The sequence below is a fragment of the Enterobacter cloacae complex sp. 397G4 genome (genome assembly GCF_050031515.1).
GTDB classification, from domain to species: domain Bacteria; phylum Pseudomonadota; class Gammaproteobacteria; order Enterobacterales; family Enterobacteriaceae; genus Enterobacter; species Enterobacter hormaechei_C.
In genome coordinates, this window is sequence record NZ_JBLGWE010000001.1 from 4461795 (window position 1) to 4473678 (window position 11884).

The following is an 11884-nucleotide window of genomic DNA, read 5'->3' on the forward strand; positions in this document are numbered from 1 at the left end:
TCAGAAAGTCAGAACGGTATCGTAGTGAGAGAGTTGTTCGCGCAGCGCAGCAGATGTCAGGATCGTCACGTCCAGCACGAACGGTGTTTTCTCGTTTAACCCACGCGCGGCCAGCGAGTCGGCGCACACATAGAAGGTTTCAATGTCATAGAGCGGCAGAACTTTGAAGGTCGCAATGTAGTCGCGCGCAAGAATGGCCTGCGGTTGTTGGCCTGCCAGAAGCTGGAATACGCCATCGCCTAAAAAGAAGACGCCGATATCTTCGGTTAAAGCCGATGTCGCGAGCAATGCATCCAGCCCTTCCCGGCCTGAAGCGCTGCCATGCGGCGCAGAAGTAAAAACAAACGCTACGCGCTTCATCAAAATTGCACCACTCTGTCGCAGGTCAACGCCGCCTGTGCCAGGGCACCCAGTCCGCTGAGCGAAAAGCCCGGTTGCAGGTTAGCCCCCGCCAGACCGAGGCGTTCGGCTTCGGTCACATCCGTCACGCCGCGACGCAGTGCCGCCGCGACGCAGATATGCAGGTCAACGCCCTGCGTTTCGTTTAATTTTTGCCAGGCGCGCACAAGGTCAAACTCATCGCTCGCCGGAGACGTAAACTGGTTCGCGTTATATACGCCTTCGCGATAAAAGAAGACGCTTGCAAGTTCATGACCGGCATCAAGCAGCGCATGGGCAAACTGTAGCGCGCTGCTGGCCTGCTGGGTACCGTACGCCGGGCCCGTCACCATTAACGCAAAACGCATTACTTGTCTTGTCCCAGGAAGTCGCCGCTTTTGAACTGGCGAATATAGAGGTAAACCGTGTGTTTGGAGATATTCAGGCGATCGGCCACCTGGTTGATGGCATCTTTGATATCAAAAATCCCTTTCTCATAGAGGTTCAGGACGATCTGACGATTCTTGGCGTTGTTGGATACATTGCGATCGGCATTCACCTCTTCAATGGTGAACTCCAGCGTCTGGGTCACGAGATCCTCAACCGAAGAAGCAAAGTTCACCGATGAGCCCACGTCCGGCGTTTCTGGCGGGATGAAGGTGCTCATGATTTGCGAGAATGGCACATCAAGGTTCATGTTGATGCACAGCAAACCGATTACCCGGTGTTCGCGATTTCGAATCGCGATCGTTTCTGATTTCATCAGCACGCCACTTTTGGCGCGGGTGAAATAGCATTTTGAGACGCTGCTGTCCGCGCCGGTCATGTCATGCAACATACGCAATGCAAGGTCGGTGATTGGCGAGCCAATTTTACGGCCAGTGTGCTCACCATTCGCAATGCGGATAGCGGAACACTTAAGATCTTGCAGGGAATGCAATACGATTTCGCAGTGGGAACCAATGAGCATCGCTAACCCGTCCACTACCGCTTCGTAGGATTTCAGAATATCGAAGTCGGTCTGGTCAAATGGACGTTGATCCAGCAAATCAAGTTCACTGGTTTCGTTGGTTAAAAGCGACCTGGACATGAAAAAAACACTCCTTTTCAGGAGCCTGTCGTTAGGTTTTCAGGGCAGGCTCATTATCTACACGGACAACTAAATTAATACAGCGTGTATAACGCTTTCCAGTGTTAATTATATCTGCCCCGCAATAAAAAAACCGCCGCCTGTAAAGGCGGCGGTTTTTTTCAGGATTACTTCTTAGCTGCTGCGGCTTTGTCGTCAGCCGGTGCGTCTGTTTTCGCATCCGCTTTCGGCGCCGGTTTGATGTCCAGCAGTTCTACATCAAATACCAGCGTGGAGTTAGCCGGGATACCCGGAACGCCGGTTTTGCCGTAAGCCAGATCCGGTGGGATGACCAGCTTGATTTTACCGCCTTTCTTGATATTCTTCAGGCCTTCGGTCCAGCCCGGGATCACACCATCCAGACGGAAGGAGAGAGGCTCACCGCGGGTATAAGAGTTATCGAACTCTTTACCGTCGATCAGCGTACCTTTGTAGTTCACCACAACGGTGTCGCTGTCTTTAGGCGCGTCGCCGGTACCTTCTTTCTCAACTTTATAGATCAGGCCAGTAGAAGAGGTTTTAACGCCTTTCTCTTTAGCGAACTTGTCGCGGTAGGCTTTGCCTTTCGCTTCGTTATCTTTAGCGTCTGCTTCCATCTTGGTCTGAGCGGCGCCTTTCACGCGCGCTTCAAACGCTTGCAGAGTCTGCTCGATTTCCTGGTCAGACAGTTTGCTCTTGTCTGCGAACGCATCCTGAACCCCTGCGATCAGCTGGTTTTTGTCCAGTTTGATGCCCAGTTTCTCTTGTTCTTTCAGAGAGTTTTCCATGTAACGACCCAGAGACGCGCCAAGTGCGTAGGCGGATTTCTGGTCGTCATTTTTGAATGCCGCTTTGCTGTCTGTAGTCGCAGCAGGCTTCGCAGCAGTATCAGCAGCGAAAGACAGCGGCGCATTGAGCGCTACAGCCATAGTGGTCGCCAGCAGCGTAACTTTAAACAGTGATTTCATCCATATCTCCAGGACCTGAGGTCTCTCACCCCAGTGTTAAACGTAAATGAGTGACGTACTATAAAACGTTGCGGAAGAAATCTACAGACAGACTCCCCCGAATGTCGCTTCTTTTCAGACTATTTTTGTTTAAATAAGTTTCTTGTCAGGGAGATGGATACTGTACTTAAGGAAAAAGTCAGCTAAACTTCGCCGCCGCTGGTCCATTATGGCGAATGAGAGATAAACGAGGTGAATGATGAAGGATACAACGATCGAAACGAGACTGGCTGAGCTGGAAAGCCGCCTGGCTTTTCAGGACATCACCATCGAAGAACTGAATCAGACCGTGACGGCCCATGAGCTTGAAATGGCAAAACTGCGCGATCACATGCGCCTGCTGACGGAAAAGCTGAAGGCCACGCAGCCGTCAAACATTGCCTCTCAGTCAGAAGAGACGCCACCACCTCATTATTGAGGCGTAAAAAAAGCGGGATTATCCCGCTTTTTTATTTTCCGGAGTACGGAATCAGTGGCAACCGCAGCCGCCGTTACCGCAACCACCTTTACCGTGGCCGTGGTCATGACCATGGTCGTGGCCGTGACCACCGCAGCAGCCGTCGTGGCCGTGATCGTGGTCATGGTCGTGACCGTGCGCACCGTGAACGTGGCCATGAGCCAGCTCTTCTTCGGTCGCTTCACGGATCGCAACAACTTCTACGTTGAACTTCAGGTTCTGACCCGCCAGCATGTGGTTGCCGTCAACCACAACGTGGTCGTCTTCCACTTCAGTGATTTCAACCGGCACCGGACCCTGGTCAGTTTCCGCCAGAAAGCGCATGCCAACCTGCAACTCGTCAACGCCCATGAATACGTCTTTAGGAACGCGCTGAACCAGGTTGTCATCATACTGACCGTAAGCGTCGTTCGCGCCTACAGCAACGTCGAATTTGTCGCCAACTTCATGGCCTTCCAGCGCCGTTTCCAGGCCGGAAATCAGGGAACCGTGACCATGCAGGTAGTCCAGCGGCGCACTCACCGGAGACTCATCAACCAACACACCGTCTTCTGTACGTACCTGATAGGCCAGGCTGACCACCAGGTCTTTTGCTACTTTCATGATATCTCCTGAGCGTGGGAAAATTGCTGGCGCAGATTGTAGCGGAAATCTGCACCCGTGTACCCTTAAGCTTAAAAAAACTCAGAGCATATCGCTAGTCTGGATGAAAAATGCCGATCACTTGCTCTTCTTTGCGAACGTGATCGCGGGCTTCTTTGTCGGCCTCACGCATCTGGTGACCGCACTTAACACATTCAACGATATCGATATTATTTTCACGCCACATGGCCAGCGTATCTTGCGCCTGGCAGGATGGGCATTTTGCGCCCGCGATAAAGCGTTTACGTACAGCCATCTTTCGTTACCCTTTATTCAAATTCATCCCAGCCGTCGAGCTGGCGTCGTTCCTGTTGCATCTCACGCTGGAAGATCTCCTCCAGTTCGCGACGCGCTTCCCGAACGCGGGAGATCTGCGCCGTGTCGCTGTGCACGGGCATCAGTTCACGCAGCATTCGCATATCCAGCCGGCGGAAATGCATCTGGGCGCGTTGCGCCTGGTGAGGATGCATACCCAGCGAAACCAGCGCCTTGCGTCCCAGCTCCAGCGCGCTGGAGAAGGTTTCGCGGGAGAAGTGTTTCACACCCGCCTGCAAAAGTTCGTGAGCCTCCACACGTCCACGCGCACGCGCCAGAATATGCAGATGCGGGAAATGCTGCTGGCACAGCTCCACCAGCTTCATCGTGTCTTCCGGATCGTTGCAGGTGATGATGATGGACTCCGCAGCCTCTGCCCCCGCCGAGCGCAACAGCTCAAGCTGCGTCGCATCGCCGTAGTACACCTTATAACCATATTTGCGCATCAGGTTGACGGCGCTGATATCGCGCTCCAGCACCGTAATGCGCATTTTATTCGCCATCAACAGGCGACCAATCACCTGTCCGAAGCGACCAAAGCCCACGACGATCACCTGCGGTTTATCATCTTCCACCCACGGCGCTTCATCTTCATCGTCTGCGGGATTCAGGCGGCGCGACAGCAGTTTGTCCACCAGCTTCATCAGCAGCGGGGTGGTCATCATCGACAGCGTAACCGTCACCAGCAGCAGCGCCATCTGGTCATCTTTGAACAGCTTCTGAGACGACGCCGTGGAAAACAGCACAAACGCAAATTCTCCACCCTGGCTTAACACGCTGGAAAACTGCATTCTTTCCGAGCTGCGCAGCCCGTAAATCCTCGCGAGGACATACAGCACCAGCGTTTTGACCGCCACCAGCACGGCGACACTCGCAATAACCCACAGCAGATGGGTATAGAGCACGCCAAGATTAAGCGCCATACCCACCGAGATAAAGAACAGCCCTAACAGCAGCCCCTTAAACGGATCGATGGCGGTCTCCAGCTCGTGGCGATACTCGCTTTCCGCAAGCAGCACCCCGGCGATAAACGTCCCAAGCGCCATCGACAGCCCCAGCGCATCCATAAACAGCGCTGAGCCAAGCACCAGCAGCAGCGTTGCGGCGGTGAATACCTCGCGCACGCCGGATGCGGCAATAAACCGGAATACCGGACGCAGTAAAAACCGTCCGCCGATCAGCATCCCCGCGAAGGCCAGCACCTTCATGGAAATCTTCATCCAGTCGAAATGATCGTCTCCGGAGCCCGCCAGCAGCGGCACCAGCGCCAGCGCCGGGATCACCGCTAAATCCTGGAACAGCAGCACCGAAAAACCCAGCTGCCCCGCCTCGTTGCGGTTCATCCCTTTGTCGCGCATCAGCTGAAGCGCCATCGCCGTCGACGACATCGCAAGACCGATCCCGCCAATCACCGCGGCCTGCCAGGAAAACTGCGTCAATATCAGCAGTCCCGCGAGAATGGCCGCGCTGAGTAACACCTGCGCCGCCCCGACGCCAAAAATAGATTGCCGCAGTTGCCACAGCTTGGCGGGGTTCAGCTCCAGCCCGATGATAAACATCAGGAAGACCACGCCCAGCTCGGAGAAGTGGAGAATTTCATCCACATCGCTGATAAACCCAAGCCCCCAGGGGCCAATGGCGATCCCCGCCAGCAAATAGCCCAGCACCGCGCCAATGCCGAGACGCGCGGCAAGCGGGACCGCGACGACGGCGGCAAACAAAAACAGCACCCCGGCAAGGAGTAAATTCGAACCGTCCATTAGCGTCCTCCCGCCGGAATCGGTGACGCCAGCCATTCGCCATAGGCCCTGGCATGGCTCGCCAGTGCTTTCGGATCCTGCCGCCGTGCCCAGTAGATAATAATCGGGCTCATCCAGTGCATACGGCACATCGCCGCCGTCAGCTCAAACGGCCGCAGAATGTCGCTCATGGGGTAACGGTTCAGCCCATCGTGACGGTAAGCGCTTTCCGGCTCACCGGTGGTAATGACACTCCGCCAGTACTTTCCCGCCAGCTGGTTGCCCCCCACCCCGCTGGAGAAGCCCCGGCTCAGCACGCGGTCCAGCCACTCTTTGAGCAGCGCCGGACAGCTGTAGGTATAAAGCGGATGCTGGAACACAATCACGTCGTGCTGACGCAGCAGTTCCTGCTCGTAAGGAATATCGATAAAAAAATCAGGATAGTGCGCGTAGAGATCGTGCACCGTTACGTTACTGAGCTGTGTGGCCGGCTTAAGCAGCACCCGGTTCGCCACCGAGTCCTGTGATTCCGGATGGGCATACAGCAGCAGCACTTTCGCTGTCTGAGACATCACTCCCCTCCCGGTTCTGTTTTTGTGTATTGTTGTCGTTTTGGGCTACCATGGCGGCCCGGTGGGGAAAATGGCCCACACCTTACATTATCATAATGACAAATTAACATAGTCGGAACATACGGCGCTTCTATGATTGTTTTCTCCTCGTTACAAATTCGTCGCGGCGTGCGCGTCCTGCTGGATAACGCGACTGCTACCATCAACCCGGGCCAGAAAGTGGGGCTGGTCGGCAAAAACGGCTGCGGTAAATCCACCCTGCTGGCGCTGCTGAAAAACGAGATAAGCGCGGATGGCGGTAACTTTACCTTCCCGGGCAACTGGCAGCTCGCCTGGGTGAACCAGGAGACGCCCGCGCTGAGCGAACCCGCGCTCGACTATGTTATCGACGGCGATCGTGAATACCGCAAGCTCGAAGCGGAGCTCAACGCCGCCAACGAACGTAACGACGGCCACGCCATCGCCACCGTCCACGGCAAGCTGGACGCCATCGATGCCTGGACCATTCGCTCCCGTGCCTCCAGCCTGCTGCACGGTCTGGGCTTCAGCAACGAACAGCTTGAACGCCCGGTGAGCGATTTCTCCGGCGGCTGGCGTATGCGCCTTAACCTGGCGCAGGCGCTGATCTGCCGCTCCGACCTTTTGCTGCTCGATGAACCAACCAACCACCTCGATCTTGATGCGGTTATTTGGCTGGAAAAGTGGCTCAAGAGCTATCAGGGCACTCTGATTCTGATCTCCCACGATCGCGACTTCCTCGATCCGGTGGTGGATAAAATCATTCATATCGAACAGCAAAGCATGTTCGAATACACCGGCAACTACAGCTCTTTCGAGCGCCAGCGCGCGACGCGCCTAGCCCAGCAGCAGGCAATGTATGAAAGCCAGCAGCAGCGCGTGGCGCACCTGCAAAGCTTTGTGGATCGCTTCAAGGCCAAGGCGTCAAAAGCCAAGCAGGCGCAGAGCCGCATCAAGATGCTGGAACGCATGGAGATGATCGCCCCGGCGCACGTGGATAACCCGTTCCACTTCAGCTTCCGCGAGCCTGAAAGCCTGCCTAACCCGCTGCTGAAGATGGAGAAGGTCAGCGCGGGCTATGCCGAGCGCATTATTCTCGATTCCATCAAGCTCAACCTGGTGCCGGGTTCACGCATTGGTCTGCTGGGGCGCAACGGTGCCGGTAAATCGACGCTGATCAAACTGCTGGCGGGCGAGCTTAACCCGGTCAGCGGCGAAATCGGGCTGGCGAAGGGCATCAAGCTAGGCTACTTCGCCCAGCATCAGCTGGAATTTTTACGCGCGGATGAATCGCCGATCCAGCACCTGGCGCGCCTGGCGCCGCAGGAGATGGAGCAGAAACTGCGCGACTACCTCGGCGGCTTTGGCTTCCAGGGCGATAAGGTGACTGAAAACACCGAGCGCTTCTCCGGCGGCGAAAAGGCCCGTCTGGTGCTGGCGCTGATCGTCTGGCAGCGTCCAAACCTGCTGCTGCTTGATGAACCGACCAACCACCTCGATCTCGACATGCGTCAGGCGCTGACCGAAGCGCTGATCGAGTTCGAAGGGGCGCTGGTTGTCGTATCGCACGACCGCCACCTGATCCGCTCCACCACCGACGATCTCTATCTGGTGCACGGCGGCAAAGTGGAGCCGTTCGACGGCGATCTGGAAGATTACCAGCAGTGGCTGACGGACGTGCAGAAGCAGGAAAACCAGCCGGAAGAGTCAGCGAAAGACAACGCCAACAGCGCCCAGGCGCGTAAAGACCAGAAGCGCCGTGAAGCGGAACTGCGCACCCAGACGCAGCCGCTGCGTAAAGAGATAGCCCGTCTCGAAAAAGAGATGGAAAAGCTCAACGCCACGCTTGCTGCCGTCGAAGAGAAGCTGGGCGACAGCGAACTGTACGATCAGAGCCGCAAAGCGGAGCTGACGGACTGTCTGCAAACTCAGGCGAAAGCCAAATCCAGCCTCGAAGAGTGCGAAATGGCATGGCTGGACGCGCAGGAACAGCTGGAAGCGATGCTGCAAGCCGACTAACACGCCGGGAGGGTTATGGGCTTCGATACCACGAGCGAGATTACATTCCGTAAGCTCAGCATCTTCATGACGTTCATGGAGAAGGGCAATATCGCACGTACCGCCGAAACGCTCGGCCTGAGCGGTGTCAGCGTGCACCGCGCGCTGCATACCCTCGAAGAGAACGTCCGCTGCCCGCTCTTTGCTCACAAAGGGCGTAACCTGATTGCCCTCCCCTCCGCGTGGACGCTGCTGGAGTATTGTCAGGAGGTGATGCAGGTGATGGAGCGCGGGCTGGAAGAGTCGCGCAAGATCGCCGGTATCGGCCAGGGACGGTTGCGCGTCGGCACGCTCTACTCGCTGACGCTGGAAACTGTGCCGCGCCTGATAATGGGCATGAAGCTGCGCCGTCCGGATCTGGAGATGGATCTGACGATGGGCTCGAACGAAACCCTGCTCCATATGCTGGATGAGGGGTCGCTGGATGCGATTTTAATCTCTATTTCCGAAAGCGATATCGACCGTAACAGCCTCGAAGTGCTTCCTCTGTTCCATGACGATATTTTCCTTGCCGCACCGGCCTCTGCCACGCTGAATACCCACGGGCCAGCGGATCTCCGCGATTACAAAGATCAGAAATTTGTCGCGCTTGCAGAAGGCTTTGCGACCTACGCCGGGTTCCAGGAAGCGTTCCATATCGCCGGGTTTGAACCAGAGATTGTTACCCGGGTGAACGACATTTTCTCAATGCTCAGCCTGGTGCAGGCGGGCGTCGGCTTTACGCTGATGCCGGGCAGGATGAAGAAAGTGTATGAAAATTCGGTGCAGCTACTGAAGCTGGCGCAGCCGTACCAGATGCAGCAGCTGATTGCGATTGTCTTTGCCCGCAACCGCGAGCAGGATCCGAACCTGCGCGCGCTGGCCGCCGAAGGGCGGATGTATGCCAGAAGTTTGCAGGATAGTGCCTGATGTTATTGCCCGGTGGCGGCTGCGCCTTACCGGGCCTACTCCCGAATTGTAGGCCCGGTAAGCGTAGCGCCACCGGGCTAAAAACTCATGCACGAAGCCGACCCGCCAGATGCACCGCCACGTCCACCCCGCTGCGCTCCAGCGAAATGGATTCACCTTCCCACGCCGCCTGCCGCGTCAGACAGGTCAGGATGCCCCCTGGCGGCATCTCAATCGCCAGCCGCGCTTCACGCTCGTTAGCGGAAATCACCGCCTCCTGCCAGCGCACGGTTCGCGCCATATTCATCGCCAGATCGTCGGCAATTTTCTCCGGCTGCCAGAGCACGCGTCCGGTACTGCCGCTCAGGTACGCACAGCGCGGACGTGAAAGCGTGACCGAATTAAATGCTGCCACCAGCTTCTGCGCCGGTTCCGCCAGCAGTTCACAGTGCGACGGTACGCTCACCGCCAGCCGCTTAGCCTTGCTCGCGCCTTTTGCCAGGGCGCGCTCCGCCACCTGCGCCATGCCGTCATCGGCTCCGGCAATCACGATCTGCGTTTCGGCGTTCAGGTTAGCAATATAGGTTCCTGTCCCCTGAATCAGGTTTTCCACCTGCGGCAGGGTCAACCCCATAATTGCCGTCAGGCCGTAGCCGTGAGGATACGCCTGCTCCATCAGATCGCCGCGCAACGCCACCAGCTTCAGCGCGTCCGTAAAGTCCAGCGCGCCGGCGATAACCGCCGCAGGATAAGCGCCAATGGACAGCCCGCTGACGATATCCGGCGACACGCCGCGACGTTCCAGCTCGCGCGCCCACGCCACGCCGGCAATCAACAGCGAAAGCTGAACCGCACGGGTGTGGGTTAACGAGCATGCGCTGTCCAGGGTATCGACTTCCGCCCCCAGCACAGCACGGGCCTGCTCCAGCTCCGTTCCCGGCAGGTTTTGCAGCATACCTTCATGCTGTGTGCCCTGCCCCGGGAAGGTAAACAGTATTTTCATTACTCCTCCCTGTGCCATGGATCCGCCACCAGGCGCGGTCCACATTGCGTTTTTAGCAGCGTTTTGCCGTCGCGTAACCATTCCGCCAGCGCGAATCCGCCCTCGGGCGTGTCCACCTGCGTATCCGCCCGGCACAACGCACGGCTGAGCTGAGCCTGCCAGCCAGTAAACGCCTCAGGGGAAACGGCACGCGGGGCGCGGATGAGCAGATCGAGATCGCTGTCGGCGTGGATCACCGGAATGCCGGTCGCCAGCGCGTAACCCGTACTGCCGGTTATCCCCCACGTCCACGGCCACGACTGCTGCGCAAGCTGAAGCGCCACCTGAACCGGCGGCTGAGTGATAAACGGCGAACGCAGCAGGTCGGCGGCAACGCTCAAATCTTCGGGCGACACCACGCGCAACACGTTCTCAGGCGTCACCCATCCGCCCGCCCGCTGGTCGCGGCGCAATCCGCGCACGCCAACGGGAATACGGCCTTCATTATCAACATCACGCCGCACCACTACCGGTAGTCCGGCATGCCAGGCCGCGTCCACCCAGGATTCGGTAATCCCTTCCAGGGCGTCGCGCGCGGTAAGCCAGATGAGGTCGTGTGGGCGTAATGTTGTGGTCATGATTACATTCCTGAAGTCAGCGAGATAAACAGCGGCAGCGACAGGATACACAGTACGGAGCTCAACAGCAGCACGGCTTCAGCATCCGGCGACTGCACGCCAAAGCGGTTACCGAACACCACGCCAAAGAAGCCCGCGGACAGCGCAATCATCAGGATGGCGGTGATCGCCACGGAGCCGTGCAGACCGAAGATTAAAACGATACCCCAGGCGATCGCTGGCTGGATCAGCAGCTTGGCGATAGTGGAAGTGATCACCATGGTGTTGATCTGAAGTTTACGCGCGGAGAGGATCACCCCGGTCAGGAACAGCGCCGCAGCGGTCGCAGACAGTCCCAGCGGTTTAATCGCCGCCAGTACCAGCTCCGGCATTTTGATGCCGATAGCGGACAGGATCACACCCAGCAGCGGGCCCATCACGATCGGTTTTTTAATGGAACGCCACATCAGCACCGGCAGCATGGAAAGCGTTGAACCCGAGTTATTGCCTTCGGCGCGGGCTTTCTCACGCTCCAGAATCAGCAGGCAGAACGGGGTCATCAACACTGAACCACAGGCGATGGAGACCGCCACGGACAGTGAGGTTGAAGGGCCTTCGCCCAGCACGCTGCCCAGAATCGGCAGGCCAAGCGCCGCGTAGTTTGGCAGGGCGACGGTAAGCGTCAGCACGGCCGCATCCTGCGGGGATTTTTTAAACACTTTCGTCGCGAGGAAGTAGATGACCGCATAGGTGATCCACATCGCCAGGGTGAGCACCAGGATCAGCGGCGACTGCGCCACGATGCCGGTCCACGGGGTTTGCACGGTGGCGCTGAACAGCGCAGCCGGGAGTGCAAAATCCATCACGAAGATATTCAGCAGGGAAACATTTTTGTTATCGACCATCTTTGCCTTGCCGGCCCAGAATCCCAGCAGCATGATGACGAAAATCGGTGCAAGAGCATGAACAATTACGTAAGTCATAAATCACCTGTAGTAAAAAAGTTTAAGCACTGGCGCGATGTTTATTATTTTCAGGATGCAGGTTCCCGCGTGGACGCAACGGGCGCGCCCACGGGGTGATGCATCTGGCAGGTCTCTTTT

14 protein-coding genes are annotated in these 11884 nt (G+C 57.2%); 3 read left to right on the plus strand and 11 right to left on the minus strand.

Translation table 11 applies throughout. The features are described from left to right. From tusC to fkpA, 4 genes are all read right to left on the minus strand, one after another. Window positions 1-360 (minus strand): sulfurtransferase complex subunit TusC, encoded by a 360-nt coding sequence (gene tusC, locus ACQG1Y_RS21570; protein ID WP_003861700.1) that lies wholly within the window; start codon window positions 358-360, stop codon window positions 1-3. Then, the gene (gene tusD, locus ACQG1Y_RS21575; protein WP_015571410.1) at window positions 360-746 is read right to left on the minus strand and encodes a sulfurtransferase complex subunit TusD; all 387 of its coding nucleotides are present in this window, start codon (window positions 744-746) and stop codon (window positions 360-362) included. The genes tusC and tusD overlap by 1 nt, the downstream gene beginning before the upstream one ends. After that, a complete protein-coding gene (locus tag ACQG1Y_RS21580) occupies window positions 746-1468 on the minus strand; it encodes a helix-turn-helix transcriptional regulator (protein ID WP_003861697.1) in 723 nt (240 codons plus the stop codon). Before ACQG1Y_RS21580 ends, tusD begins: the two co-directional genes overlap by 1 nt. A gap of 167 nt (window positions 1469-1635) precedes the next feature. Then, entirely contained in the window at window positions 1636-2454 is an 819-nt protein-coding gene (gene fkpA, locus ACQG1Y_RS21585) for an FKBP-type peptidyl-prolyl cis-trans isomerase (protein WP_003861695.1), read from the minus strand. A 238-nt stretch (window positions 2455-2692) separates the two neighbouring features. Between fkpA and ACQG1Y_RS21590 the strand changes: the two genes are divergently transcribed. Further along, window positions 2693-2911 (plus strand): protein SlyX, encoded by a 219-nt coding sequence (locus tag ACQG1Y_RS21590; protein WP_063138914.1) that lies wholly within the window; start codon window positions 2693-2695, stop codon window positions 2909-2911. A 51-nt stretch (window positions 2912-2962) separates the two neighbouring features. On the opposite strand, the gene slyD is transcribed toward ACQG1Y_RS21590, so the two are convergent. The 4 genes from slyD to kefG form a co-directional block, all read right to left on the minus strand. Continuing rightward, on the minus strand, window positions 2963-3553 hold the full coding sequence (slyD, locus tag ACQG1Y_RS21595) for a peptidylprolyl isomerase (protein ID WP_003861691.1): 591 nt from the start codon (window positions 3551-3553) through the stop codon (window positions 2963-2965). 94 nt (window positions 3554-3647) lie between these two features. Then, on the minus strand, window positions 3648-3848 hold the full coding sequence (locus tag ACQG1Y_RS21600) for a YheV family putative zinc ribbon protein (protein ID WP_003861689.1): 201 nt from the start codon (window positions 3846-3848) through the stop codon (window positions 3648-3650). Window positions 3849-3861: 13 nt separating this feature from the next. Beyond that, window positions 3862-5667 (minus strand): glutathione-regulated potassium-efflux system protein KefB, encoded by a 1806-nt coding sequence (gene kefB / locus ACQG1Y_RS21605; protein ID WP_045907652.1) that lies wholly within the window; start codon window positions 5665-5667, stop codon window positions 3862-3864. Further along, window positions 5667-6218 (minus strand): glutathione-regulated potassium-efflux system ancillary protein KefG, encoded by a 552-nt coding sequence (gene kefG, locus ACQG1Y_RS21610; RefSeq protein ID WP_003861686.1) that lies wholly within the window; start codon window positions 6216-6218, stop codon window positions 5667-5669. The genes kefB and kefG overlap by 1 nt, the downstream gene beginning before the upstream one ends. 132 nt (window positions 6219-6350) lie before the next feature. On the opposite strand from kefG, the gene ACQG1Y_RS21615 reads away from it, so the two are divergent. Beyond that, window positions 6351-8255, plus strand: a complete 1905-nt coding sequence (locus tag ACQG1Y_RS21615) for an ABC transporter ATP-binding protein (protein ID WP_023295522.1) — start codon at window positions 6351-6353, stop codon at window positions 8253-8255. 15 nt (window positions 8256-8270) lie between these two features. Beyond that, on the plus strand, window positions 8271-9203 hold the full coding sequence (locus ACQG1Y_RS21620) for a LysR substrate-binding domain-containing protein (protein ID WP_368740901.1): 933 nt from the start codon (window positions 8271-8273) through the stop codon (window positions 9201-9203). Window positions 9204-9288: 85 nt separating this feature from the next. Here ACQG1Y_RS21620 and mdcH read toward each other — a convergent pair whose 3' ends face one another. The 3 genes from mdcH to ACQG1Y_RS21635 are packed head-to-tail and all read right to left on the minus strand — an operon-like array spanning window position 9289 to window position 11764. After that, window positions 9289-10185, minus strand: coding sequence for a malonate decarboxylase subunit epsilon (gene mdcH / locus ACQG1Y_RS21625; RefSeq protein ID WP_017693877.1), 897 nt, complete (start codon window positions 10183-10185; stop codon window positions 9289-9291). Beyond that, a complete protein-coding gene (locus ACQG1Y_RS21630) occupies window positions 10185-10802 on the minus strand; it encodes a malonate decarboxylase holo-ACP synthase (protein ID WP_426737047.1) in 618 nt (205 codons plus the stop codon). The genes mdcH and ACQG1Y_RS21630 overlap by 1 nt, the downstream gene beginning before the upstream one ends. Before the next feature lie 2 nt (window positions 10803-10804). Beyond that, window positions 10805-11764, minus strand: coding sequence for an AEC family transporter (locus ACQG1Y_RS21635; RefSeq protein ID WP_000222846.1), 960 nt, complete (start codon window positions 11762-11764; stop codon window positions 10805-10807). Window positions 11765-11884 lie beyond the last annotated feature (120 nt).

Excerpts from the sequence above, each read along its gene's own strand:
- ACQG1Y_RS21630 (WP_426737047.1), bottom strand. The coding sequence starts at position 10,802 with ATGACCACAACATTACGCCCACACGACCTCATCTGGCTTACCGCGCGC.
- ACQG1Y_RS21615 (WP_023295522.1), top strand. The coding sequence starts at position 6,351 with ATGATTGTTTTCTCCTCGTTACAAATTCGTCGCGGCGTGCGCGTCCTG.
- ACQG1Y_RS21590 (WP_063138914.1), top strand. The coding sequence starts at position 2,693 with ATGAAGGATACAACGATCGAAACGAGACTGGCTGAGCTGGAAAGCCGC.
- ACQG1Y_RS21620 (WP_368740901.1), top strand. The coding sequence starts at position 8,271 with ATGGGCTTCGATACCACGAGCGAGATTACATTCCGTAAGCTCAGCATC.
- kefG (WP_003861686.1), bottom strand. The coding sequence starts at position 6,218 with ATGTCTCAGACAGCGAAAGTGCTGCTGCTGTATGCCCATCCGGAATCA.
- fkpA (WP_003861695.1), bottom strand. The coding sequence starts at position 2,454 with ATGAAATCACTGTTTAAAGTTACGCTGCTGGCGACCACTATGGCTGTA.
- kefB (WP_045907652.1), bottom strand. The coding sequence starts at position 5,667 with ATGGACGGTTCGAATTTACTCCTTGCCGGGGTGCTGTTTTTGTTTGCC.
- mdcH (WP_017693877.1), bottom strand. The coding sequence starts at position 10,185 with ATGAAAATACTGTTTACCTTCCCGGGGCAGGGCACACAGCATGAAGGT.
- tusD (WP_015571410.1), bottom strand. The coding sequence starts at position 746 with ATGCGTTTTGCGTTAATGGTGACGGGCCCGGCGTACGGTACCCAGCAG.
- tusC (WP_003861700.1), bottom strand. The coding sequence starts at position 360 with ATGAAGCGCGTAGCGTTTGTTTTTACTTCTGCGCCGCATGGCAGCGCT.
- ACQG1Y_RS21635 (WP_000222846.1), bottom strand. The coding sequence starts at position 11,764 with ATGACTTACGTAATTGTTCATGCTCTTGCACCGATTTTCGTCATCATG.
- slyD (WP_003861691.1), bottom strand. The coding sequence starts at position 3,553 with ATGAAAGTAGCAAAAGACCTGGTGGTCAGCCTGGCCTATCAGGTACGT.
- ACQG1Y_RS21600 (WP_003861689.1), bottom strand. The coding sequence starts at position 3,848 with ATGGCTGTACGTAAACGCTTTATCGCGGGCGCAAAATGCCCATCCTGC.
- ACQG1Y_RS21580 (WP_003861697.1), bottom strand. The coding sequence starts at position 1,468 with ATGTCCAGGTCGCTTTTAACCAACGAAACCAGTGAACTTGATTTGCTG.